24 protein-coding genes are annotated in these 24,749 nt (G+C 50.3%); 7 read left to right on the plus strand and 17 right to left on the minus strand.

Annotated elements, in window-relative coordinates; all coding sequences use genetic code 11:
- The first annotated feature begins 99 nt into the window (after nucleotides 1-99).
- On the plus strand, nucleotides 100-1,425 hold the full coding sequence (locus HZB62_09540) for an HlyC/CorC family transporter (protein ID MBI5075387.1): 1,326 nt from the start codon (nucleotides 100-102) through the stop codon (nucleotides 1,423-1,425).
- On the opposite strand, the gene HZB62_09545 is transcribed toward HZB62_09540, so the two are convergent.
- From HZB62_09545 to aroF, 5 genes are all read right to left on the minus strand, one after another.
- Nucleotides 1,413-3,020, minus strand: a complete 1,608-nt coding sequence (locus HZB62_09545; GenBank protein MBI5075388.1) for a response regulator — start codon at nucleotides 3,018-3,020, stop codon at nucleotides 1,413-1,415. The genes HZB62_09540 and HZB62_09545 overlap by 13 nt on opposite strands.
- Complete coding sequence (locus HZB62_09550) at nucleotides 3,020-3,460, minus strand: response regulator (GenBank protein MBI5075389.1); 441 nt, start codon at nucleotides 3,458-3,460, stop codon at nucleotides 3,020-3,022. Before HZB62_09550 ends, HZB62_09545 begins: the two co-directional genes overlap by 1 nt.
- A gap of 10 nt (nucleotides 3,461-3,470) precedes the next feature.
- Entirely contained in the window at nucleotides 3,471-4,979 is a 1,509-nt protein-coding gene (locus HZB62_09555; protein MBI5075390.1) for a GHKL domain-containing protein, read from the minus strand.
- Between the two features lie 60 nt (nucleotides 4,980-5,039).
- A complete protein-coding gene (gene panB / locus HZB62_09560) occupies nucleotides 5,040-5,840 on the minus strand; it encodes a 3-methyl-2-oxobutanoate hydroxymethyltransferase (protein ID MBI5075391.1) in 801 nt (266 codons plus the stop codon).
- An 82-nt stretch (nucleotides 5,841-5,922) separates the two neighbouring features.
- Complete coding sequence (gene aroF, locus HZB62_09565) at nucleotides 5,923-6,948, minus strand: 3-deoxy-7-phosphoheptulonate synthase (protein ID MBI5075392.1); 1,026 nt, start codon at nucleotides 6,946-6,948, stop codon at nucleotides 5,923-5,925.
- A gap of 96 nt (nucleotides 6,949-7,044) precedes the next feature.
- Here aroF and HZB62_09570 point away from each other — a divergent pair, with 96 nt between their 5' ends.
- Nucleotides 7,045-9,075, plus strand: coding sequence for a tetratricopeptide repeat protein (locus HZB62_09570; GenBank protein ID MBI5075393.1), 2,031 nt, complete (start codon nucleotides 7,045-7,047; stop codon nucleotides 9,073-9,075).
- A 76-nt stretch (nucleotides 9,076-9,151) separates the two neighbouring features.
- Here HZB62_09570 and HZB62_09575 read toward each other — a convergent pair whose 3' ends face one another.
- Both HZB62_09575 and HZB62_09580 read right to left on the minus strand, forming a co-directional pair.
- Nucleotides 9,152-9,589, minus strand: a complete 438-nt coding sequence (locus HZB62_09575; GenBank protein MBI5075394.1) for a hypothetical protein — start codon at nucleotides 9,587-9,589, stop codon at nucleotides 9,152-9,154.
- Between the two features lie 36 nt (nucleotides 9,590-9,625).
- Nucleotides 9,626-10,078: a hypothetical protein gene (locus HZB62_09580; protein ID MBI5075395.1), complete on the minus strand. Its 453-nt coding sequence runs from the start codon at nucleotides 10,076-10,078 to the stop codon at nucleotides 9,626-9,628.
- A gap of 105 nt (nucleotides 10,079-10,183) precedes the next feature.
- On the opposite strand from HZB62_09580, the gene HZB62_09585 reads away from it, so the two are divergent.
- Together HZB62_09585 and HZB62_09590 are read left to right on the plus strand one after the other, a co-directional pair.
- Nucleotides 10,184-10,969 (plus strand): DUF3786 domain-containing protein, encoded by a 786-nt coding sequence (locus HZB62_09585; protein MBI5075396.1) that lies wholly within the window; start codon nucleotides 10,184-10,186, stop codon nucleotides 10,967-10,969.
- Nucleotides 10,970-11,009: 40 nt separating this feature from the next.
- Complete coding sequence (locus tag HZB62_09590; protein MBI5075397.1) at nucleotides 11,010-11,822, plus strand: DUF1189 family protein; 813 nt, start codon at nucleotides 11,010-11,012, stop codon at nucleotides 11,820-11,822.
- An 8-nt stretch (nucleotides 11,823-11,830) separates the two neighbouring features.
- Here the strand turns inward: HZB62_09590 and HZB62_09595 are convergent, their stop codons facing one another.
- The 6 genes from HZB62_09595 to HZB62_09620 form a co-directional block, all read right to left on the minus strand.
- Nucleotides 11,831-12,043, minus strand: a complete 213-nt coding sequence (locus HZB62_09595) for an RND transporter (protein MBI5075398.1) — start codon at nucleotides 12,041-12,043, stop codon at nucleotides 11,831-11,833.
- Nucleotides 12,044-12,057: 14 nt separating this feature from the next.
- On the minus strand, nucleotides 12,058-12,462 hold the full coding sequence (locus HZB62_09600) for a DoxX family protein (GenBank protein MBI5075399.1): 405 nt from the start codon (nucleotides 12,460-12,462) through the stop codon (nucleotides 12,058-12,060).
- Nucleotides 12,463-12,543: 81 nt separating this feature from the next.
- Nucleotides 12,544-13,686, minus strand: coding sequence for an MFS transporter (locus HZB62_09605; GenBank protein ID MBI5075400.1), 1,143 nt, complete (start codon nucleotides 13,684-13,686; stop codon nucleotides 12,544-12,546).
- Complete coding sequence (locus tag HZB62_09610; protein ID MBI5075401.1) at nucleotides 13,687-14,223, minus strand: class I SAM-dependent methyltransferase; 537 nt, start codon at nucleotides 14,221-14,223, stop codon at nucleotides 13,687-13,689.
- A gap of 219 nt (nucleotides 14,224-14,442) precedes the next feature.
- Entirely contained in the window at nucleotides 14,443-15,060 is a 618-nt protein-coding gene (locus HZB62_09615) for a hypothetical protein (protein MBI5075402.1), read from the minus strand.
- A gap of 259 nt (nucleotides 15,061-15,319) precedes the next feature.
- On the minus strand, nucleotides 15,320-18,052 hold the full coding sequence (locus tag HZB62_09620) for a pyruvate, phosphate dikinase (GenBank protein ID MBI5075403.1): 2,733 nt from the start codon (nucleotides 18,050-18,052) through the stop codon (nucleotides 15,320-15,322).
- A gap of 207 nt (nucleotides 18,053-18,259) precedes the next feature.
- Here HZB62_09620 and HZB62_09625 point away from each other — a divergent pair, with 207 nt between their 5' ends.
- The gene (locus HZB62_09625) at nucleotides 18,260-18,820 is read left to right on the plus strand and encodes a Slp family lipoprotein (GenBank protein MBI5075404.1); all 561 of its coding nucleotides are present in this window, start codon (nucleotides 18,260-18,262) and stop codon (nucleotides 18,818-18,820) included.
- An 87-nt stretch (nucleotides 18,821-18,907) separates the two neighbouring features.
- On the opposite strand, the gene HZB62_09630 is transcribed toward HZB62_09625, so the two are convergent.
- From HZB62_09630 to HZB62_09640, 3 genes are read right to left on the minus strand one after another with little or no spacing between them, the layout of a single operon-like run.
- Entirely contained in the window at nucleotides 18,908-19,294 is a 387-nt protein-coding gene (locus tag HZB62_09630; protein ID MBI5075405.1) for a polymer-forming cytoskeletal protein, read from the minus strand.
- On the minus strand, nucleotides 19,294-20,133 hold the full coding sequence (locus tag HZB62_09635) for a M23 family metallopeptidase (GenBank protein MBI5075406.1): 840 nt from the start codon (nucleotides 20,131-20,133) through the stop codon (nucleotides 19,294-19,296). Before HZB62_09635 ends, HZB62_09630 begins: the two co-directional genes overlap by 1 nt.
- The gene (locus tag HZB62_09640; GenBank protein MBI5075407.1) at nucleotides 20,126-21,166 is read right to left on the minus strand and encodes a phosphoribosylformylglycinamidine cyclo-ligase; all 1,041 of its coding nucleotides are present in this window, start codon (nucleotides 21,164-21,166) and stop codon (nucleotides 20,126-20,128) included. Before HZB62_09640 ends, HZB62_09635 begins: the two co-directional genes overlap by 8 nt.
- Before the next feature lie 288 nt (nucleotides 21,167-21,454).
- Between HZB62_09640 and nifU the strand changes: the two genes are divergently transcribed.
- Both nifU and nifS read left to right on the plus strand, forming a co-directional pair.
- Nucleotides 21,455-22,030, plus strand: coding sequence for a Fe-S cluster assembly protein NifU (gene nifU / locus HZB62_09645; GenBank protein ID MBI5075408.1), 576 nt, complete (start codon nucleotides 21,455-21,457; stop codon nucleotides 22,028-22,030).
- Nucleotides 22,027-23,217 (plus strand): cysteine desulfurase NifS, encoded by a 1,191-nt coding sequence (gene nifS, locus HZB62_09650; protein MBI5075409.1) that lies wholly within the window; start codon nucleotides 22,027-22,029, stop codon nucleotides 23,215-23,217. The genes nifU and nifS overlap by 4 nt, the downstream gene beginning before the upstream one ends.
- On the opposite strand, the gene HZB62_09655 is transcribed toward nifS, so the two are convergent.
- On the minus strand, nucleotides 23,202-24,719 hold the full coding sequence (locus HZB62_09655) for a sensor domain-containing diguanylate cyclase (GenBank protein MBI5075410.1): 1,518 nt from the start codon (nucleotides 24,717-24,719) through the stop codon (nucleotides 23,202-23,204). The two genes, nifS and HZB62_09655, sit on opposite strands and share 16 nt — an antisense overlap.
- Nucleotides 24,720-24,749 lie beyond the last annotated feature (30 nt).

Genomic DNA, 24,749 nt, shown 5'->3' on the forward strand with positions numbered 1-24,749 from the left:
TTAAGAATCTTGCAGTATAATGAACTCGTATGTTGAGATCACTAGCAGACAGATTACGGTCTTTTTTTGCAAATCGTGTATAATATTCCTACGTAACGCATGGCAATCGATATATTATTCATCTTCATTTTTCTTATTCTGAACGGTTTTTTTGCTGCATCCGAGATTGCGGTGGTCACATCCCGCAAGTCCTATATAAGGAAACTTGCCGAAAAAGGCAATCGGCGTGCAGCGAAGCTACTCAAACTCCAGGCTGAACCGGACAGGTTTCTTGCAACCGTCCAGATCGGCGTTACCGTTGCCGGCGCACTTGCCTCAACACTCGGCGGTGCTGCTTCAGTCACGACAATTGAACCTCTTATTGCAAGCGTACCGATACCATTCATTGCAAAGGCCGCAGGCGTTATATCGATCGGGTTCGTCGTTATCATTATTTCTTACCTTTCACTCATTTTGGGCGAACTTGTTCCAAAATCGATTGCCCTCAGAAACCCGGAAAAAGTGGGGCTGTTCGTGGCCAGACCCATCGCCTTCATTTCAAAGATCGCGTCGATATTCGTTACAGTCCTGACAACGAGCACCAACATCTTCCTTAGACCTTTCGGCGGAAAGGCTTTTTCCGAGCGTTCGTTCATAAGCGAGGAAGAGATCAAGCTCCTCATTGAAGAGGGCAGGGACCGTGGCATCTTTGAGACTGCAGAGCATGAACTCATCCATAGTGTTTTCAATTTCACGGACATATCGGTCAAAGGCGTTATGGTGCCGGTCGCAAATATGGTCGCATTCAATGTTAATGAACCTCCGGAGAACATTATCAAGACCATCTCTACGGAAAATTTCTCGCGGTATCCGGTCTATGGAAATGATTTTTCAGATATCAAGGGCATTCTCTTCAACAAAGACATTTTTAACGAGATGGCCCAGGGAAGAGAGATCTCCATTGCAAAGATCCTTCACCCTGCAATCTTTGTCCCTGAACCGATGAAGATCAGCGCACTGATGAAAGAGATGCAGAAGAAGCGCCAGCACATGGCAATTGTTGTGGATGAATACGGAGCAGTAACAGGACTGGTCACGATCGAGGATCTCATCGAGGAGATCGTAGGCGAAATTCAGGACGAGTATGATACGGAAACGCCTGTCCTGTCTCTCAGGGACGGGGCAAAACTGATCGATGCGTCCCTCGCCATACGCGACCTGAATGAAGACCACGGTTTTGATATACCGGAGTCAAACGAATACGACACGATCAGCGGCTTTCTTATTTCCCACCTTCAGAGGATCCCTACGGTCGGGGACAGCTATGAGTCAGAGGCCACGAAGTTCACGATCGTGAACATGAAAGGCAGGCGCATTCTGAAGATCAAGGCAGAACAGGTTGCACCACCTGCACAGGCGGAAGACGTTCAACCTCAGGAAGACTGAGCGTCAAAGATATCTCTTATCAAGGTTACCAGCTGCATCGGCGTATAGGGCTTTGTCACAATAGCGGTCATCTGCCCAAGAACGCTCTCATCGACATCGGCAAGACTGTACCCGGTGACCAGAAGGAATTTCACCTGCGGCCGTGCAGCTCTGACCTCCTTGAACAGTTCAATGCCGTTCTTGTTCGGCATCATCATATCGGATATGATGAGATCATATCTTCCGGGCTCGCTTTCAAAGACAGTAAGCGCTTCATCGCCGTCCCGTGCCGTAACCACCACATATCCCAGAGAACGCATGAAGGTTGAAAGAAGATCCCTCAGAACTTCCTCATCTTCAACAATAAGGATCGTCTCCTTGCCGCTTATACGGCTGCCCTCCTGAACAGGCAGTTTTTCGTAAAAAGGTGATTCGTCACCGGATGAGACCTCCTGAGGGACAGGAAGAGAGATGGTAAACGTGGTCCCCTCACCTTTTTTGCTCGAGACCTTCACTGAACCGCCGTGGGCCTGCACAACCGTGTACACGATAGAGAGGCCGAGACCTGTTCCCTTGCCGACCTCTTTGGTCGTAAAGAAGGGATCAAAGATTGTCTGCAGGTGATGCTCATCAATGCCACTACCGGTATCAGTAACTGAAATGCAGACGCACCGGCGCCGACCCATCCGGGATTTTGGCCCGGCCACCGGCTCTTTCATGATGCATGTGCCGGTTTTTATCGTGATCACTCCCCTGCCATGCATCGCATCCCGGGCATTCAAAATGAGGTTCATCATCACCTGGGTGAACTGATTCGTGTCGCAGGGGATCAGAGGAAGATGGTCATGCAGGTCAAGACGGATCTCGATCGATTCTTCCACGATCCTCTTAAAGAAATGTGCCGTCTCGGCAAGAAAGGCGTTCATATTTATTGTTTTGAACTCCATTACCAGCTTATTGCTGAATATCAGCAGCTGCTTGACAAGATCCGCGCCCTTCTGTGACAGGGAGATGATCGATTCGAGTTTGCTGCGGATCTCGGAATCCCGGGGAATGTCGACCAGGCAGATCTCGGAAAAACCCATTACACCGGTCAGGATGTTGTTGAAGTCATGGGCAATGCCTCCCGCAAGTCTCCCGATAGCCTCCATCTTCTGGTTCTCGAACAGGAGCTGCTGCAGCCTCATTTCCTCCGATTCGGCACGCTCCTTTGCCCTGCGGTCCGACCAGATCTCAAGGGATCGCTTAACTCGCGCAGCCAGGCCTGTTATGTTCTTTTTGAGAATATAATCGACCGCTCCCTGCCGGAGACTGTCAACAGCAATCGTCTCATTACCGTCACCGGTTATAAGAATTACGGGAGCATCGACACCCATATCCTTCGCCATCCTGATCGCCTCAATGCCGGTAATATCAGGGAGTGCATAGTCGGCAAGTATTATGTCAGGCGAGAAACCGGCAACCCTTTCCAGGAACTCCTTCCTGTTCCGCGCGACATCATATTCGACATGAAGCCGCGCCTTGCGCATTTCATGGAGCTCGAGTTCGACATCGTCAAGGTTATCTTCAAGGAGAAAGACCCTGATATTCTGCTGGGGCATGCTTCTGTCGCTCATTATTTCGGTGCCTGCTCATTGATCAACAGCCAGTAGAAGCCGATCTGCTTTACCGTGTCGACAAATTGGTCAAAATCAACAGGTTTGCGTATATAACTGTTCACGCCGAGATCATAGCTCTTAAGCACATCGTTGTCCTCCTTCGAAGAGGTAAGCACAACAACAGGAATGAGCTTCAGTTTCCGGTCAGCCTTGATCTTGTTCAGCACCTCAATGCCGTCAACCTTCGGCAGTTTCAGATCTAGCAGTACAAGGTTCGGCAAGACATGATCAGCACCTTCGTATTTTCCCTTATAGAAAAGGTAATCAAGCGCTTCCTGTCCGTCCCGCACCACGGTCACGGGGTTGGCGATGTTATTTTTCTCCAGAGCGAGAAGGGTAAGCTCAACATCATCGGGATTGTCCTCGACCAGCAAAATATTGATGAACCTGTTCAACATCAGTCACCTCCTAAAATGTAGGCAGATCAATAAAGAACGTTGCACCCCTGCCGGGCTCTGACTCTGCCCAGACCCTGCCGTGATGGCGTTCAGCTATTCTCTTTACAATGGAAAGGCCGATCCCTGTGCCTTCATACTCTTCCGGCAGATGAAGGCGCTGAAATATCTGAAATATTTTATCACGGTACTGCATATCAAACCCCAGACCGTTGTCTTTAACAAAAATGAGTTTCCTCTGGCGATCAAAACCGACAATGATCTCTGGATGTTCAATATTCCTCGTGTACTTTAGCGCATTCGAAAGCAGATTTGAAAAAAGGCTCTGCATGAGCACCAGATCGCAGTTGATCTCGGGGAGGTCCTGGATCGTGACAGAGACATTCCGCTTTTCGATTTCGCCGGTAAATTGCTCAATCACACTCTGTATGATCGCTGCAGCAGGCATCTTTCGATAATTGAGTTCGGCCCTGCCTATCTTCGAAAAGGCCAGGATATCGTCTATGAGCATCGACATTCTGTTCGTTCCGTTCCGAACTCTCTTAAGGTAGTGCTTCGCCTTCTCCGGAAGGGAATCAGCGTAATCATCCATCAGGATCTTCGAAAAACCGTCAATATTCCTGAGCGGCGCACGCAGGTCGTGCGAAACGGAATAGGCGAACGACTCAAGCTCCCTGTTGGCATTCGCAAGGTCTGCATTTGATTTATGCAGTGCGTGACTTTTTTCATAGAGATCAATAGCCATATTGTGGAAGGTCTTCTGAAGATCGCCGATCTCGTCATCGCGAGTGATCTCAGCCCTGCCGATAAGGCTGTCGTTCGCTATCCGTTCAGGCAGTTCTGCAATGTCACGGGAAAGGTCACGGATCGGCCTGCTGATCAGCCGCGTGACCAGGATATGGGATATGGCTATGATCGCGAGAACACCGAGGAGGCTGATAACGATATTGCGGTCCCTCAGCTCAGCGATGGCAGAATATTTCGTGTCTATCGGTTTTCTCAGAATGATCGCACCGAGGATCTTCTTTGCAGAGCCATGGCAGCGGAAACACTGCTGGTGATTCTGCATCAGATGGGCATGCATAAAGAACCTTTTTTCATCATGCGTCTCCTCATACATCCTGTCCGGTATGACCCCGGTCTGAAATCCTATGGTCAGGTCCTGAACGATCTCATTATTGAGAAGTTCGCTCTGGAGCGATCTCTCAAGGCTTTTGGCTTCAGACGAGAAAATGATCTTCTGGTCAGTGTCCAATATGAAGAGTTCGATATTGCTGTTCTCTGCCTTGATGTCGAGCAGCTGCTTCTCGATGAGCCGGCCGTTACCGCTTGCCATCGTCTGCCTCATGCCTGAAGCAATGATCGACATGGTCTCTTTGCTGTCAGCCCCAAACTCTTCAAGGATCTCACGAGTAAGGCGATTGTTGGTGAGATAGATAATGACCGCTGTTACAATTGCTACGCAGAGCGAGAGGACAATGAGTATTTTTCTGTCAAGGCTCTTTACAAAGATATTCGGCAAAGGCGCATCCCCCTCAGGACTTTCACGGATTATACCAATAAGATAATGCCAATACAACGCCTATTTGAAGCTCTGTTCTTCCGAGGGAAACGTGCCGTCTTCCACCTCTCTCTTATAATCACGCATTGCAGCAAGTGCCTCTTCCTTGAGTTTCGCATACCGCTTCACGAACTTTGGCACAAAACGGTCAAACAGGCCGAGCAGGTCATGCAGCACCAGCACCTGACCGTCACAATAGGGACCAGCACCAATGCCGATAGTAGGAATGGAAAGGGACTTTGTGATCTCTCGGGCAAGAGAAAGGGGAATACCTTCAAGGACAACGGAAAACGCACCAGAATCTTCGACAATTTTCGCCTCTTCGATCAGCTTCCTGGCGGCGCTCTTTGTCTTCCCCTGCACCTTATATCCGCCCATCCTGTGGATCGACTGGGGCGTAAGGCCGATATGGGCCATTACCGGGATATCTGACCTGGTCATGGCCCTGATCCTGTCAGCGATCTCGGAGCCGCCTTCGATCTTGATCGCGGCAGCTCCCCCTTCCTTGAGAAACCGGCCGGCATTCCTGATCGCATCTTCAACGCCTGACTGGTATGACATGAAAGGCATATCGCCGATGACAAGGGCGTTCTTTACCGCCCGGGAAACCATTTTAGTATGGTAGATCATCTCATCCATGGTCACCGGCAGGGTGTTTTCGAGTCCCTGAACAACGACGCCAAGCGAGTCGCCGACAAGCACCGCATCAAGGCCCGCCTCGTCCGCGATCTGGGCAAACGGATAGTCATATGCGGTCAGCATCGTGATCTTCGCTCCCTCGGCCTTCTTCTTCAGAAAATCCTGCACTGTTATCTTCGGCATCCGCGCCCCCAAATCGTATGGATTTTGTGCATTATACTTATATGGCAGCCTGCAGCCATACTGTCAAGCACCGAACCTTGCCCTACTCAGGCAACTTTGTCTTCATAAACTCGATCAAGGCATCCATTTTCTGCTTCAGCTTTTCGAACCCTTTGAACGTCAGCGACTGGGGGCCGTCAGACAGGGCATGTTCAGGGTCCGGATGGACCTCAACCATAATGCCGTGAGAGCCGACAACTGCAGCGGCAAGCGATAAGGGGCTCACCAGGCTCCTCTTCCCTGTTGCATGGCTTGGATCAAAGATCACCGGCAGATGACAACTCTCAGCCACAAGCGGGATGACCGAAAGATCCGACGTATTTCTCGTGGCAGTCTCAAAGGTCCTGATGCCGCGCTCGCAGAGTATCACATCGGAGTTGCCTTCAAGAAGTATGTATTCGGCAGAGGCAAGCCATTCCTCAACAGTTGCAGACAATCCCCGCTTAAGGATCACCGGCCTTTTGGTTCTTCCAACCTCCCGCAGCAGGTCAAAGTTCTGCATATTGCGGGCACCGATCTGAAGGATATCAGCCTTTGAGGCCGTGTTCTCGACCTGTTCAGGGCTCATTACCTCTGTCGCGATGAGAACGCCGACCTCTTTTCGTACTTCGTCAAGGATCTCTATGCCCACTTCACGCAGTCCCTGGAAGCTGTGCGGGCTTGTACGGGGCTTGTACGCACCGGCACGCAACACGGGAACTCCTACTTTTTTGAGATATCTGGCAGTCTTGAATATCTGCTCCCTGCTTTCTATGGCGCACGGACCTGCGATGAAAAGAAACGGCGATCTCCCGCCGATCTTCACAGCCCTGGAAAGTTTGATGACCGAGTCTGCAGGATGAAAATCCCTGCTCACCAGCTTATACGGCTTGGTCACGTGAATGATCTCCAGAATGCCTTTAAGCGCCCTGATCGGACCATCATCGATCCACGACTGATTGCCGATGATACCGATGGCCGTGCGCTCGGCACCGGGTATGGCAACGGGCTTAAACCCCATATTCCTGATAGTGCTCTTGACCCTCTCGATGTCCTTGTCTGCAGCAGAGTGATGCATTACGATAAGCATGATTGAATCTCCTTCTTATGATGATCTATTCTATGGAAAGGCAGTTCTAAATATCAATGATGCTTATTATTCCTATGGTATAATTGCTGAATGTTTATGAAGCGATTTCCTCTTTTTTTCATGCTTATTGCCGGTCTCGCCATCCTCTCCTGCCCGGTGACTGCAATTGCATCTGCCTCGGAGCAGGAGACCGAGCTTTTCAACAAGGGTTACGAATACCTGTTTTCCTACAAGCCTGATAAGGCAGCCGAAACATTCAGAATGTTCCTTAAAGAATATCCGGAAAGCTCAGCGCGCGATGCTGCCATGTTCTGGCTCGGCAAGACCCTCATCAGCATGAAATCATATAGTGAGGCCGAGCAGACCTTCCAGACCATACAAAAAGAATTTCCTGACAGCCCTTTTCTGGTCTTTATTGGTATCGAAATGGAAGAGATCGTAAGGCTCCGATCGGCCGCACTTAATAAGGACAACAGAGAGGCGTCGTTGCAGCAGAAAGATGGCAATCCCAAAGAAGTAAAGGATGGAAAGAGATCAGGAGAGGCAGACAGAAAGCTGACTCAGCTTCAGACAGATAAAGAAAAGGCTGAAGCGCTCCTTGAAGAGGAACGCAGGGTTAACCGTGAGCGCATGCTCAGGATCACGGACCTGGAATCCGGAGAAGCCCTTTTGAAGAAGCAGAATACTGACCTTGAAGTTCAGGTGCTCCGCCTGGCGGATCTGGAAAAAAACCTGAAAGAAGCAAGGAGCGAAAGAGACCGCCTCAACAGACAGATAGCACGACTCTCCGCGGAGAAAAGTTCCTCAGAAAAAGACACGGTCATTACGACAATGCCGCAGCCCCAGGAGCAGAAGGCTGCTGTCGAGGGAGGAGAGCCCTTGCGCTTCAGACTCGCGCAGCTGGAGCTGCTCAGCGAAGAACAAGGGAAAGAACTTGCCAGGGCCAGAAAAGAGCAGGAGAGACTTGAAAGACTGGTAATGGAGGAAAAGAAACTTGTATCAGAGCTCAAGACCGATCTTGCCCGCTCAAAAGAACGAGAAAAGGGTGATAATACTGCATCATCAGGAAGGGACGCCGAGAAACTGGTCGCAGAGGTCAATACATTCAAAGGTCAGGTGAGCGGGCTGCAGGCTGAAAATAAGAACCTTGGGAACAGGATCGAGGAGATGGAGCTTCAGGCTGAACAGCGGATCCGGGATATGAGGATCCTGAACGCCTATCTTTCCAGGCTGATGTTCCAGAAAAAAGATGCTCCGAAACCGCAGACAGACCCGAAGGCCGGAGAAGAACGGGACAGGCTCAAATCAACACTTGAAGAGGAAAAAAAGCGTTCTGCAGATCTAAGCAATCAGCTTGCGAAACTTAAAGAGCGGCCGGCTCATGCGGAAACAGTACAGGAGAGACCTTCTTCACTGCAGCTTGCTTCTGACGCCCTTGTCAGGATCGGCAGCAGAGACTATCCCCTTGCACAGATCATTGATTATCAGATCACTGCTTCACTCATGCTGAAGAGCATCGGGGCAAGGGATATTGCCTGGAGAACCGGAAATCCGCTCAACGATTTTATATCTGAAGAACTTCTCCTTATGGAGGCAAGAAAGATCAATCTGTCGTCTGACACGAAAAAACAGAAGGAGATGATCGAAAAATACAGGCTCGGCACCGCAGAAGCTGCCTACCTCGAAAAGGTCATGACCATTGCCCGATACCTGGACACACAATATACTGACAGCTCACCAGACAAATGGCTGGAGCTCATATCGGTTGACTACAAGCCCGGGGATGCCGCATCAAAAACGGTCCTGGCAACCGATATTCAGAAGGCCGCCCGGGGAGGAACGTCATTTGAAGAAATTGCAAAGATGTATCCCGAAGGCGTCAGATTCATTCGCCTGAGCATCAAGGAGTTCAGCACAAAGTATAAGGACAAAAGCCAGATCATTCAGAAGCTCAATTTTCTCAATGAAGAAACGGTGGTTATGTGGTCTGAGCTCGGCTATATGCTGATCAAGCCGGTCTCGACCCGAACCCCCTTCAATCCCTTTGAGGAACTTGCATCAGAGAAAAAAGAAAGGCTCACTGCGTTCCTTAAGCAATGGTTTTCTGAGCACACGAAACAGCCTTGATCATCCTTCTTCAACTCAGCGGCGGTATCGCTCCGCTGAGCTGAAGAAAAAATATCTATCGCAGCCTGTCTGCCAACTATTTCAGGCCTGAAATCTCGATCTTTCCAAGGTCAATCCGTGCCTTGGCCAGTCTGCCGAAATACTTCTTCACTTTCAGGAGATTGCCTGCCTTGACCGCCTTGAAGAGGTCGCCCTCAAGTTCGGCGACTTCGAGCCGCTCATAATAGTCCAACATCTCTTTCAGATGTGCCAGAACGATCTTGCCCGTCAGAAGTGGATGGTTGTTGGTAACATTGGCATCCTTGAACCGCACGCCATGCTCAAGCTCCACTTCAAGGCCGCGCCGGAACTCCTGAAGCGGTATGGCCATCTTCTCTGTGTTTACCCGGGACAGTATGATCCTGGCATCTTTTGCAGTGACCTTATCGTCCTTTTTCCGGGTCCAGTCCTCAAGTTTCAGTTCTTTGCATACCCTTTTTACTTCCTCGATCGTAATGTATTGCGGCAGTTTCATGGTTATCCTCCTCCTGTCTGCTGGTATTACCGTTGGTTAATCCTTGAATTTTGCAGCCGTGCGATTATAGGAATGCTCCAGGTCCTTAAGCAGCGAATCAAGCTCTCCGCGCGCCTTCTCCCACTTTTCCTCACCCGACTCTTTCATGGCGTTCAACTTGTTCTTTGCAGATTCGCTCTTTTTTTTGAGGTCATCACCTGCATGGGAGATCTTCTCTTTCGCCTTCAGGCCCCTCTTTTCGACCCTGACATAAAGCCGCTTCAGTTTATCCTCAAAACGGAGCAGTTTCTCCTCAGCCTTTTTCTGATACCGCTCCTTCTTCTGATGAAAAGAGGAATCGGTTGTCTTTGCAGCCTCTCCTGAATCCGTCTTTACCTCTGACGGGGATACGGACTTCTTCTTTTCCGCAGACTGGTCCTGGCCAATACCGGGCGCATGCATAAGACCCAGTGCCATGACAACCGCAATGATCAGCTTCAATTGTCTCACATCCATCTCCTTATCGCTGCTCTTTCTGCTATTTTACCAGTTCATCCCTGATTGTGCGATTTCTATTTTCTGCGGGCCTTGAAAAGTCTGTTATAATTATCCGGCATGACCATGAACGCAATAGAACTGTATAAAAGGCTCCCGAAAAAGAACTGCGGCAGATGCAGCCAGAAGACCTGTATGCCGTTTGCCCTGTCCGTGATCAAGGGTGATGCTGACCTGTCGGAATGTCCCCTGCTGATTGAAAATGAGATCAGGGATTTGAAGGGTTCCATCACTCGCGCAGACTGGCAGGAGGAACTGATCCAGTCACTTCGGCTCAAGATAAAGGATGTTGACCTCTCCGCCATAACCGGTGACCTTGGCGGTGATTATCGTGATGGCAGGCTTTTTATGCATTGCCTTGGCAGGGAATTCGAGATATTCCCCGGGGGCGACATACATGCCCAGAGCCCTATTACACCATGGATCAGGATCCTCCTGCTCCACTACATCAACACCCATGGAAAGGCCGGGCTTTCCGGGAAATGGGTCTCTTTCAGCGAACTTAGAAGCGGGATGGTAAAGGCGTCGTCTTTTTTGCGTGAGGTCGAGGACCCTATAAAGGAACTCTTCGAAAGCAGTCCTGAGCGGGTATCTGCAGCACTTATAAGACTCGGTGCAAAACAGACGGATGATTTCCCGACCCCGAATGCATGGAGCCTTTTTCTTCTGCCGAAAGTGCCGGTCGTGATCCTGTACTGGCCCGGGGAGGATGAGTTCCCTGCAACGGCAAAGATACTCTTCGATCAGACTGCGGACAAATTCCTCGACGTCGAATCTCTTATGTTTCTGCTCGAAGGCTTCGTGAAAAATATAGAACGGGTCCTTTCCCTTGACAACACGCTATGACTGACATAAAATTCTTTCTTTAGAAGCACCGGCCAAAACCATGACAGAGAAAAAGACGACAGGAATCTATTCAACTATTCAGGCGATCTACCTATCTTTTTACTCGAGAGAGCTGTATCAGGACATTGCGAGAAACTGGAAAGGGCTCTGCCTTCCCTATCTCCTGTTTATCCTTATGCTCTTCTGGATACCGGAGAGCATGAACATCCACCGCACCATAGCCGACTTCATCGCCGACGAGGGGCCAGGCTATGTTGAGCAGGTCCCTGAGATAACTATTGCAAAGGGTGAGCTATCGATCAAAGAGGAGATGCCATATACGATCTACGACAAAAAAAATAAGACCCCGTTCGCGATCATTGATACGACGGGAAAGACTGCGTCATTGGACAATTCACCCGCGCATCTGCTCGTAACCAGAAACACGCTCATGATACGGAAGGATGATAAAGAGGTCCGCTCCCTGCCCCTGACCGATATTGGCGACGTGATCGTAACAAGAAAGCTTATCTATACCTGGCTTGAGGTATTCAACAATCTCGTTATTGCTGTGCTTTTCCCCCTTTTGCTGATCATGTCGTATGGATTTCATATCGTGCAGGTGATCCTTCTGTCGTTCCTGGGCGGGAATTTTGCGAAATATTTCAATGTCAACCTTGACTTCAGGGCATTGATGCGGCTCTCTGCCGTTGCCTTCACTCCGCCGCTGCTCCTTGAGGCAGTGCATGCGATTCTCGATATATCATACCCCTACAGTTCAATGATCTCCTTCATCATCGCAGCGGGATATCTTTACTATGCCGTAGGGTCGAACTCAGAAAAGATGCTCAATCCGATCAGCAAAAAATCCTGACACTGCCCTCAGTCACGCGAATACAGAGCCTTCAGGATCAGCACCAGCCAGGGCAGACTGTGCAGCAGAAGGTCAAACCAGTCAAGCGGCCGGACGAGCCTGCCGCGGAAAAGCATGCCCAGCTTTTCAACAAGGTGAGGAGGCCAGTACGGCGCAAGGCCGAGCGTGAGACAGAGAAAAACGACAGCTGTCCAGGGAAGCTTATCAAGCAGGTAATCCATCTGCTGTCCCCCGATCACTTCTTGTCCAGGCTGTATCTTCCCGGGCCGATAAAAAAGAGACCGGCGAACAGGATCCCGTTCTCAATGGCATGAGACGCAACCTGAAGGCCGTCGCCCTTGCCAAGATGCATCGAAACAGCCACTGCCATGGTGATCACAAGAAAAAAACAGGCAGGCCTGAAAAAGAGACCGATGATTAACAGGAGTGCCCCGCCAAACTCTGCGGCTGCTGCCATAAATCCCCAAAAAACCGGTATGGCGCTCACACCGACGTACTGCATGGCGCTGCCGAGCTTTATCCACTTCTCAGGACCGCCCATGATCTTCGGAAACCCGTGATACAGATACATGATACCGATGCCGACCCGAAGAAGCAGGAGTCCGAAGTCAGTGTACTTTGCCAGAAATATCAGTTTCATAAAGACGCCTCCGCAGTGTGCTATTTTATTTCAGTGTAGCACACTGATCATGGCGAAAGAACAGAGGTACTTGCCTGCCGATCAGCGGGACGAGGGAAGCGGGATAAAGCGCGTGAGAAGAGCTGCAGCGATCAGCGCCATGACAAGCGCATTGAGCGCCGCGAAAAGACCGAAGCGGTCAGCCATGAGACCGGTGATCATCACCCCAATGCCGCCGATACCGAGGGCAAAGCCGATCATGATGCCTGAGGCCATGCCGATATGCCTGTGCATGATCTCATGCATCATCACCATCGTAACAGAGAACGAGGCCATGACCGAAAAACCGAAGCAGAAAAGAAATGTCATGGCAACAGGGCCGGTCGTATGGAGAAAGGCATACAATAACGGCGCTGCCAGCAAAAGAGAGATGAGGGTGACCTGCTTTCTGCCGAAGCGGTCAGAAAGGGTTCCGCCGATATACTGCCCTGCAACCCCGGCAAGAAGCATGATCGAAAGCAGAGAGTTCGATTTCAGCACCGAGCTTCCTGCCTGAACGAAATAGCTCGGCAGATAACTCAGGACAGAGAAATAGACCCAGGACCTCAGGACAGCGACCGCGATCAGTATGACCGCAGGCCTGAGATCACTGAGATGGAAAGGATACATCTGCCGAATGCTGCCCATGCCCAGAGACGGAGAGAGCTTCCAGATAAGAGACCCCATTAGGATACCGGGAATAGCCATATAGAACATGCCGCCCTGTCCCAACGATGTGGTGAGTGCACCGATCAGCACAGGACTGATCGCAAATCCGATGTTCCCGCCTATGATAAAAACAGACATGATCCTGCCCCTGGCCCCGGCGGAGAGGCAGGAAACAGCAGATAAGGCATGCGGATGGAACATGGCAGGACCGATGCCGGCAAGGGTTGCAAGGATCAGCAGCATTTCGTAGGTTTTCGCCATACCCATCAATCCGACAAAGACACCTGCCCAGATCAGGCCCAGCGCACTGACCCAGCGTGCCTGGTATCTGTCGATCGCATATCCGAGGAACGGCTGGGAAACAGACGATGTGAGCGTAAAAAAAGTCACGAGCAATCCGGCTGAGGCATACGACAGGCCGGAACTTGCAATAAGCACCGGCAGGAAAGGCGGCAGTGCATTCATGTATATATCATCAACTACATGTCCGGCTGTATACGTAGCAAGGATGCTTCGGTCTGAGAGCTGCGCGTTCATTTACTGTTTTCTCAGGAGCGCAGACCGCGTGAACATATTGGCATGTGTTCCTTCGACACTAAATCCGAGTGATTGGAAGAGTGAGACGGTCGCCCCCATATCCCTGCTGCTCACCTCAACGGAAGGCTCATAAATGGATAGAACTCCGTTGCGCTTTACTGTCCGTGCAATGATCGCAGCCGCCTCTTCCCGGCGTGCTATTTCATGGAAACTGTAATAGAGGAGACAGACATCTGCCAGCTCATGCGCCAGGTCAGCTGAGGCAATATCCTTCAGCACGATCTCGACTGTATCCCCAAACCTCTGCACCCTTTTTCTGAGCTTTCTCACCATGCCCTGCTGCAGTTCAACAGCGATCACTTTTTTCGCCCGCTCTGCAATGGCCTCGGTGAAAAAACCGTTTCCTGCGCCGATTTCAAGCACAACCGATTCGCTGGTTATGCATGACTGATCAAGCACCCTGCTCCTGTCGGTGAATGCCTTTCGCACCGGGTTATAGAGGATAAAGGAAAACCATGAAGGACAGACAAAGGCCATCAGATCAACTCCTTCTGTATGTATGAACGGATGACCGGGTTCGTCATGCAGCCCTGTTCGCTATCGATAAAAACGATATGCGGCTGCAGATAGGTTACGATCAGATATGCCACGGAGCGGTCCGGATACGTTGCATTTGCATGGTCTGTTAAGAATAAAAGCTTTTTATCACAAATGCAATATTACTGCAGAGAAAAAAGGAAACTGCACTGGGCAGCACTACTTCGTGCAGAGCAGATCCCTGGTCATCATGACCATCTCATCGTCTGAACTTTCGATGGCATCACAGACCCTTGCCATATTAATGATAAGATCGCTCTTTTTGACCGGAAGTTTCTTGTCGGCGACTACGCATACCAGTTTCATCAGGCCTATGCTGATAGCCTTGCCATCGCTCTTCTTGAACGACAGGGTCTCCTGCTTCTTCATGTCATCCTTGGAGTAATAGTCTGCAATACGCTTTCTGAAAAGGGTTGAAGCCTGTTCCATCAGCCTGGGCATGTCACGGCAGTCGCATATGACCATAAAATCATGAGTACTCAGCGTGCCCGCAAAGCCGTTCTTGCGCGAGTCAGCAGAGGTTTTCAGAATGGCCGCTGCCCACTGGATAATATCCGCATGTCTGTTCGGGCCGTATTTGATCAGGTATGACTGGATATTCGAGATCCTGACGTAGGCAACAGAGTATTGCGCTATTTTGGGATAGATCTCTTCCAGTTTCCGGAGAATCGCGGATTTATCAGGCAGGCCGGTCAGATAATCAGGCCAGAGATAAGGATTGTTCTGCCGCTTGCGAAGGTCTGCTATATATTTTCTTGCGTCTGAAAGCCCCATCATTCACCCCCGGTATTTCTTTTAAACTTCAGTAGTTAAATACCGCATTTTCAAGCAGCTTGTCAACTTGAAGTTTTATTTATCAGGTAAGAGAGTTATTGAGCACAGACCCAGATTGCACTTGTTGCCCGTTATTTTTCCGTGTCATCCTGAACATCCTTTTCCTGATCCCGCATAAATTCGCTATTCCCCTATTGTTCGTGGATAACAAAAAGGGGCCTTTCGGCCCCTCTGCAAAAAAAAACAATTATGGTTAACTCTGCTATTTCTTCTTTTTCTTATCCTTTATCGCAGCCTGTGCTGCTGCAAACCGCGCGATCGGAACCCTGAAGGGCGAGCAGCTCACATAGTTCAGGCCGATGTTGTGGCAGAACTCTACAGACTTGGGCTCGCCTCCATGCTCGCCGCAGATACCGAGCTTAAGGTCTTTCTTCACCTTTCTCCCCTTTTCCACTGCGATCTTCATAAAGGCACCTACACCGATCTGATCAATAGTGATGAAGGGATCATCCTTAAGTATGCCGTTTTCAACATAGAACGGGAGGAATCTGCCGGCATCGTCACGGGAAAGACCATACACGGTCTGGGTAAGGTCATTGGTGCCGAAGGAATAGAAGTCTGCAACCTCGGCTATCTGATCAGAGGTGACGCATGCTCTCGGCAGCTCGATCATGGTGCCGACCGTGTAAGCGACCTTCACCTTTTTCTCCTTCTTCACCCTTTCCGCGGTATCAACAACAACCTTCTTCATAGCGATAAGCTCGTTCACATGGCCGACAAGCGGGATCATGATCTCAGGAGCAACCTTCACCTTCTGCTTTGCAAGCTCGCATGCAGCCTCCATGATCGCCTGTGCCTGCATCTCATAGATCTCAGGGAAGGTTACACCAAGCCTGCAGCCGCGGTGGCCTAACATCGGATTGAACTCATGAAGCGACTTGTTCTTTGCACTCAGCCTGTCAAACGAGACGCCCATATCATCTGCAAGGTCATGCAGTTCCTTGTCCGTATGGGGAAGGAACTCATGAAGCGGCGGATCAAGAAGTCTGACCGTGACAGGCAACCCTGCCATTGCCTTGAAGATGCCGAGGAAATCGCTCTTCTGGAATGGCAGGAGCTTTGCCAGCGCCTTCTTTCTGCCCTCGATGGCATCAGAGAGGATCATCTCACGGACCGCCTTGATCCTTTCAGCGCCGAAGAACATATGCTCTGTTCTGCAGAGACCAATGCCCTCTGCGCCGAAGCTCAGCGCAGTTAAAGAATCCTCAGGCGTATCCGCGTTTGTCCTGACCTTGAGCGTCCTGTACAGGTCAGCCCATTTCATGAGCTGTTTGTACCACGGATTATGGTCAGGGTCAGCAGGCAGGAGGTCGAGTTTTCCCTCATATACACGGCCCTTCGAGCCGTTCAGGGTGATCCAGTCGCCCTCTTTCAGGACCTTGCCATTAACGTTGATCTCTTTTCTTGCAACATTGATATCAAGGGCTGAACATCCTACGATGCAGCATTTGCCCCAGCCTCTGGCAACAAGTGCTGCGTGGCTGGTCATGCCGCCCTTTGCCGTGAGAATAGCTTCTGCAGCATGCATGCCGTGAACATCCTCAGGAGAGGTTTCGGTCCTGACAAGGATCACATGCTCGCCCTTCTTTGCCCATGCCTCTGCATCGTCAGCAGTCAGAACGATCCTGCCGATCGCACCGCCGGGGCCTGCAGGAAGTCCCTTTGCAAGCTCTGTAGCCTTCTTCTCTGCCACCGGTGCAACACTCGGATGAAGCAGTTCGTCAAGCTGTTCCGGCTTAACCCGCATGATCGCTGTCTCTTTTGATATCTGCTTTTCATTCGCCATCTCGACCGCCATGCGGATCGCTGCCTGGCCATTACGTTTGCCGATGCGGGTCTGGAGCATCCAGAGCCGTCCATCCTCTATCGTAAACTCGATATCCTGCATGTCGCTGTAATGCTTCTCAAGCTTTCTCTGTATCCCGTAGAGCTCCTTATAGAGCTTGGGCATGCTCTCCTCAAGGGAGGAAAGATGTTTGGTGTCTGCTGTCTTGCCGGCCTTGTTGACCGGGTTAGGGGTTCTGATGCCGGCTACGACATCCTCGCCCTGCGCATTCGGCAGCCACTCTCCGAAAAACATATTTTCTCCGGTTGCCGGGTTCCGGGTAAAGGCGACGCCTGTTGCCGAGGTATCACCGGTATTGCCAAAGACCATGGACTGCACATTTACTGCTGTTCCCCAGTCTTCAGGGATCTTCTCGATCTTTCTGTATGAGATAGCTCTCTTGCCCATCCACGACTGGAAGACCGCACCGATGCCGCCCCAGAGCTGGTCCTTCGGGTCATCGGGGAATGGTTTCTTAAGGGTATGCTTTATGATCACCTTGAACTCCTCGCAGAGAAGCTTCAGGTCATCAACGGTGAGGTCCGTATCATTCTTGTAGCCCTTTGACCGTTTCACCGCATCCAGCGCGCTTTCGAGCTTGTGGCGAATGTTATGGCCCTCTTCAGGCTCTATGCCTGCGGCCTTCTCCATCACAACATCGGAATACATCATCATCAGTCTGCGGTATGCGTCATACACAAAGCGGGGATTGTTCGTCTTCTTGATAAGACCGGGAATGGTCTTTGTGGTGAGACCGACATTCAGGACCGTTTCCATCATACCCGGCATCGAACTTCTTGCGCCTGAGCGGACAGAGAGAAGAAGCGGGTTGACCGGATCGCCGAACTTCTTGCCCATGATCTTCTCGACCTTTGCAATTGCGGCATTGGCCTGGCCTTCGAGCTCCTTCGGATATTTACGGTTATTCTTATAATACAAGGTGCAGACCTCGGTCGTGATCGTGAAGCCTGCAGGAACCGGAATACCGAGGTTCACCATCTCTGCAAGGTTAGCACCCTTACCTCCGAGAAGGTTTTTCATCTCAGACTTTCCATCGGCCTTGCCCGCACCGAAAAAATAGACATACTTTTTTGCCGATCTGCTCGCCATGAATACCCTCCAGAGTAATGATTTTAATAGGCTTTATAGACTACATCAGTGCCCGGAAAATTTCAAGATTCATGAGGAGCATTGCAACCAGAGATTCAGGCACTGCAATCATGGCCTTTACTGCCTCTGCCGGCCAAAAATAAATAGAGGTGTCATATCGCTTGTGTCAGAGCACGAAACATGATATAAAGTAGTCAGGAGGCAGTCATGAAAAAGTTACTTCTTTTTTGCTTGCTCCTTTCCGGTCTTTCTTCCTGTGCTCATGTCATTTCTGCTGAAAATCGTGAACATGCCCTCAGTGCCGTTTCACTTAACGAGGTCCGCGCCCATGCTGACCAGTATGCAGAAAAGACCTTCATCTTTGGCGGCATTATCGCTGATGCGTTCAATGCAGAGGACGGCACCGAAATAGAGGTTGTCCAGCTGCCTCTCGACGAGTGGGGATATGTGATATCACACGACAGGTCAGAGGGCAGGTTCATTGTCACAGCAAAGAACCACCTTGACCCGGTCATCTTCAGTAAAGGCAGGGAGATTACCATCTCCGGAGTGCTTACAGGCACAAGAACAGAGAAACTACGCAACAAAGATTATGATTACCCCGTATTCAGGGCAAAGGAGATACACCTGTTGCCCAGGAAAATGCACTATTACTACCCGTATACTGATCATGGATATGAGCCGTTTTACTACCCCTCATATTATCCCGGTTACTGGGGTAGCTATCCCTTCTTCATCCACCCATCACTCCACTTTCGTATTCGCTAGCAGCCCGGAGAAAAAAACAACCAGTACAGAATGCAAAAGGCAGGGCCATGGCCCTGCCTTTTGCATTCTCTTATAGAAATATTCTAGTCAGCCCTGCTTTGCCTTCTCTATGGACTGAAACTCAATGATCTTATGAGACTCCTCATGATGCATCCGCGACCTGCCGTCAAAAACACCGCCCTCGGCAACAACCAGCTTGCCCGTGAAGATCTCTCCAAAAAGCTGGCCCTTATTCTTGATCTCGACGATCTCTTTTGCCTTGATGTTGCCGTCAACCCTGCCGCCGACAACAATACCCCTGGCTGTGATGTCGCCCTTTACATGACACTTTTCGCCAAGCACTACCCAATCAGCCGAAATATTACCTTCGACAATGCCATCGACCCTGAGCGTGCCTTTGGTATCAACATCACCCTTAAAAGTCGAATTGCCGCCGATAAATGACTCAAGCTTCTCAACATTCTTATTGAACACTATGATGTCCTCCCCTCAAGATAGTTCGATGGATTCATCGGCTTGCCTTCTCTCCAGACTTCGTAATGCACATGCGGACCCGTTGAATTGCCGGTTGAACCGATATACCCAATGATATCTCCTCTCTTCACCTTCTGGCCAACTTTAGCGCTGAGCATCTTGTTATGAGCGTAATAGGTAGAGAACCCGAAGCCGTGTTCAAGCGCCACGAGATTACCGCTTCCCCCTGACCAGTCCGCAAAGCTCACTATGCCGTCAGCAGTTGCCCTGACCGGCCTGCCAGGGTCAGCCGCAATGTCAACCCCGGTATGAAACTGGGGTTCACCGCTCCTGGGGTGTTCACGATTACCGAAGCTGGATGTAATGCGTCCCTCAACAGGCCAGCCCCTTGGGGTCGAGACATAAAGGTCACGCTGCTGACTCATATAATCCTTTATTTCTCCAACAGTTGACATTGTTATCTTAATCTGCTGCTTTAACTGTTCCATATCAATTGAGCCGGTATCTGAAGTATCAATATGCTCAAGCACCTTCTCCCTGGATTTAAGCGAGAAGAGCTTCTGAAACTCACCTTCTGCCTTTTTCAGACCGGCCATGGTCGTCTTTATCTCCATGAACTGGGAGGAGTAATAGTTCAGCTTATCCTTCATTCTTTTGTACTCAAATGCATCAATTGCTACGGAGAAGACATAAACAGTGCCGATAAACCAGAGAATGATCGAAACCAGGATGCCGATGGAAGGAACTTTGATGCTGAATGACTTGCGGTCCGTATGCGGGATGAGCATGATCGTTATCGGCGTGAACGCCCTTTTCAGGAAGCTTCTGACCTTATACATAGCGTACCCCCTCTGCTCCTTTTTTCATACTGCCTATGCGATAAGCCATATATCCCGCCTTTTTCAGAAGGGCGATGGTCTTATCTGCCTCCCCCTTGTCAACTACCATGGCAAATCCTATACCCATATTGAACGTGCGCTTCATATCATCATCAGGAACATTGCCGAGCCGCTGCATTACGGAAAAAATAGGCGGCTGAGGCCAGGACTTCTCTTCGACGACTGCGCCGAATCCCTTTGGGAAGACCCTCGGCAGATTGCCCGGGATGCCTCCGCCCGTGATATGGGCCATGCCCTTCACCTTTATCCTGCCCTTAACTGCATGATACGCCTTCACATAGATCCTTGTAGGAGTGAGCAGTTCTTCTCCCAGGGTCCTGCTGCATTCAGGGATGAATTTCTTCACGTTCATCTTTTTATGTTCAAAGAAGATCTTCCGCACCAGCGAATATCCGTTGCTGTGAATGCCGCTCGAAGCGAGGCCTATCACAGCATCTCCGCTCCTTATCTTTGAACCATTAATGATCTTATCCTGATCCACAACCCCGACAGCAAAGCCTGACAGGTCGTACTCGCCCTTGTCATAGAAACCGGGCATCTCTGCTGTCTCTCCGCCGACAAGTGCACAGCCGGACTGCAGACAACCGGCAGTTATGCCCTTGATCACATCTGCGGCCTTCTCAGGCTTCAGCCTGCCGGTTGCGAAGTAATCCAGGAAGAACAGGGGCTCAGCGCCGCTGGTAAGGATATCGTTGACACACATGGCAACAAGGTCAATGCCGACCGTGTCATGCGTGTCAGTCATGAACGCGATCTTGAGCTTCGTGCCGACGCCGTCAGTCCCGCTCACCAGCACCGGCTTCTTGTATTTTTTTATGTCAACCTTGACGAGAGCACCGAAGAGGCCAATGCCGGTCAGGACCTCTGGCCGATAGGTCTTTTTCACCATGGGGCCGATCAGATCGACAAACCTGTCGCCCTCGTCGATATCAACGCCTGCCTTTTTATACGTAATAGTCTGTTTCTTTTTCATAATTGAGCTGCTTCTGTCGGAAGGAAAGATATATGTCTTTAAGTGGTTAATATTTTGCACAAAGGCAGTTCAAAGGGCAAGCTAATTTTCTGTTTTTATATGGTTTTATTTATTTAAAAACTTTTGTTTGTCAAGCAGCAGAATGAAACATAAGATCCGACGTTCTGTGACAACAGAAAAACCTTTTTCAGCCGCAAAACAACCCTCTTGCGTTCAGAAAAATATTAGAAGGCCACAGAAAAATTATCATTAATTGACATCGCCCTGTTGCTATGCAACCATGTACCTATGTGGGATTATACAGACAAGGTCAAAGAGGCTTTTCTCAGGCCGAAGAATGTCGGCGAAATCAAGAACGCTGACGCCATTGGTGAAGTGGGCAGTATTGTCTGCGGGGATGCGCTCAAGCTCTATCTCAGAATAGACAGAGAAACGGAAACGATCCTGGATGCCCGGTTTCAGACCTTTGGCTGTGCAAGCGCCATCGCAAGCTCATCAGCCCTTACCGAACTTATCAAGGGAAAGACCCTCGATGAGGCGCTCTCTGTTACCAATCAGGATATTGCAGATTTTCTCGGCGGCCTGCCTGCCCAGAAGATGCACTGCTCGGTCATGGGACGGGAAGCCCTTGAGGCAGCCATCGCAAACTATCGCGGCGCGCCGTTATTAAAAACCGGCACTGAAAGAGTTGTCTGCAAATGCTTTGATGTTACAGAAGATAAGATCAGGCGCGTAGCAATGGAGAACCATCTCAAAACCGTTGACGAGATCACGAACTTCACCAAGGCGGGAGGCGGTTGCGGCGAGTGCAAGTCTGAAATAGAGAAGATCCTCCTCAGTATCGTCATTCAGGAAAGCAGATGACCACGATATATCTCGACAACAATGCCACAACCAGAACAGCTCCTGAAGTCGTTGAAGCGATGACGCCCTATCTGACCGAGCTCTACGGTAATCCGTCGAGCATGCATACCTTTGGCGGGCAGGTCCGGAAGAAGATCGAGGATGCCCTGGAACAGATCGCGGCGCTCATTAACGCCGAACCTGAAGAGATCCTCTTCACCAGCTGCGGCACTGAAAGCGACAACACTGCCCTCATGAGCGCTGTTGAGACATTCCCTCAGAAAAAACACCTCATTACCACGCGCGTTGAGCATCCTGCTGTGCTTAACTTCTGCCATTATCTCGGGAGAAAAGGATTCAGGACCACCTATCTGCCGGTCAATGCCCTGGGGCAGATCGACCCTGTTGTGCTTGATAATGAGGCCGATGCTGATACGGTCATTGTTTCGATCATGTCTGCCAACAATGAAACCGGCGTCATCTTCCCGGTCGGGACAGTAGCGCCTCGTCTTCATGAGCGGGGAATCCTGTTTCATACCGATGCAGTGCAGGCAGCCGGCAAGATACCTCTTGATGTCAGGAAGATACCGATAGACATGCTCTCTATCTCGGGTCACAAGCTCCACGCACCCAAGGGAGTCGGCGCGCTCTATGTAAGAAAAGGCACGCGCTTTCATCCCTACATGATCGGCGGGCATCAGGAGCACAGCAGGCGGGCAGGTACAGAGAACGTTGCATCCATTATCGGTCTTGGAAAGGCAGCTGAGCTTGCCCGGGCAAATCTTACGGAAGAGATCGCGTATCTCGGCAGACTCCGGGACCGGCTTGAGCAGGGGCTGCTGAGTTCCTGCCCCCATGCACGGGTGAACGGCGATACTGCCAACCGGCTGCCGAATACAACAAATATCAGCTTTGAGTATATCGAAGGCGAGGCCATTCTGCTGAGGCTCAATGAATATGGTATCTGCGCCTCTTCCGGATCTGCCTGCACGTCAGGCTCCCTTGAGCCGTCGCACGTCCTCAGGGCAATGGGCGTGCCTTATACCGCGGTCCATGGCTCGATACGGTTCTCTTTAAGCCGCTACAATTCAGACAGGGATATTGATACCGTTCTTGAGGTGATGCCGAGTATCATCCGGGATCTGCGGGAACTCTCACCCTTTGGCCGGGATAAACGGGTAAGCAGCGGGGGTCAGACTAATGAATAGACCTGGTTCTTCCCTGACCGTTTTGAGACATACAGCGCCGTATCAATACGGCTGATCAATGCATCAACATCGGTCTCTGTGCCATCATAAAAAGCAACACCGATGCTCATCGTGGTTCCGACACTTTTTCCGTCGGGCATTTCGAACTTCGTGTCCTGAACCGAGATGCGGATCCGCTCCGCCAGCTCCTGCGCACCTTTCAGCGATGTCTGGGGAAGGACCAGGAGAAACTCATCACCGCCGTATCTGCCGACCACATCCGATGTCCTGACCGAACCTCTCAGGACATCGGCAATAGTCTTAAGAACCACATCGCCAGCCTTATGTCCATAGGTGTCGTTTATCTCCTTAAAATAATCCAGATCACAGAAAATGAGTGACAGCTCCGCCTTGTATCTCCGCACCCGCTCGATCTCATGCCGGATCCGCTCAAAGATCATTCTCCTGTTCTGCAGTCCGGTCAGGCTGTCTTCTGAAGAAAGCGTCTCGAGTTCCTTTATGAATCGATGACTCTCCTGCTCAGCCCTCTTCCGGGCAGTGATGTTTCTGACATATTCGACCACATGAGTAACGATCCCCTCCCTGCTGACGATCGGATAGGTGTAAATTTCGACCCATTCCTCTGTGCCAAACAATGTCAGGACCTTCTTCTCTTTTGCGGCCGGGTCTCCTGACCTGAATGTCTTGGCAACAATGCAGTCATCGCAGATCGAGTCCCGTTTCCTCGTCACTGCATAGCATTTTTCTTCGATGAGCTCATCCAGCACGATGCCCTTCAGCTCAGAGTAGGCCTGATTTGCCTTGATGATCTTATAGTCCCTGTCCAGGATTATGAAGGGGTCTCTGATGCTGTCAAAGATCGTGCTCAGGAACCGTGCATTCTGTTCGAGCTTTTCTTTTGTCTTCTTCTCCTCTGATATGTCATGAACGATGCAGGTATGTCCCTGATAATTGCCTGCTTCATCCCAGAATGATTTGGCACGGATCTCGATCGGCAGTGTACTGCCATCTTTGCGCATGGCAACGATCTCACTGTTGAATATGCCGGAATCAGGGTTACGGAGCACATTATTCAACACTTCCTGAGACTGCTGCACCATCCCGGGAGGGATGAGATCAAGGCAGGTCTTGCCTATGAGTTCCTGCGGAGCGTAACCATGAAGGTCTGCATAGGCCTCATTTACAAACACATATTGATCATTCTCATCAGTAAGGGCAATACCGTTGTTCGAGTTGGCGACAGCCATTATGAAGTTTTCCTTTTCATGTTCGACCCTCTTGAGGCGGCCAACTAATCGGGACACAAGCAGCCCAAAGACAATGAACGCTATAAAGAAAAAGATCCTGCTATAAAGCTCATGTGGGTTGATATCAGTCAAAAATATTTTGGAAAAAGACTCGCCGGGGGAAAAGATGTAGTCAAGAATAGAGTCTACAAACCAGAGGGATATCCCGCCCATCAGAGACAATAGAATTACCTTATGCTCTACCCTGATCTTCATGAGCTTTATTTTACTTGAAAGGACAGCGTT

Source organism: Nitrospirota bacterium, assembly GCA_016214855.1.
Lineage (GTDB): Bacteria > Nitrospirota > Thermodesulfovibrionia > Thermodesulfovibrionales > UBA6898 > UBA6898.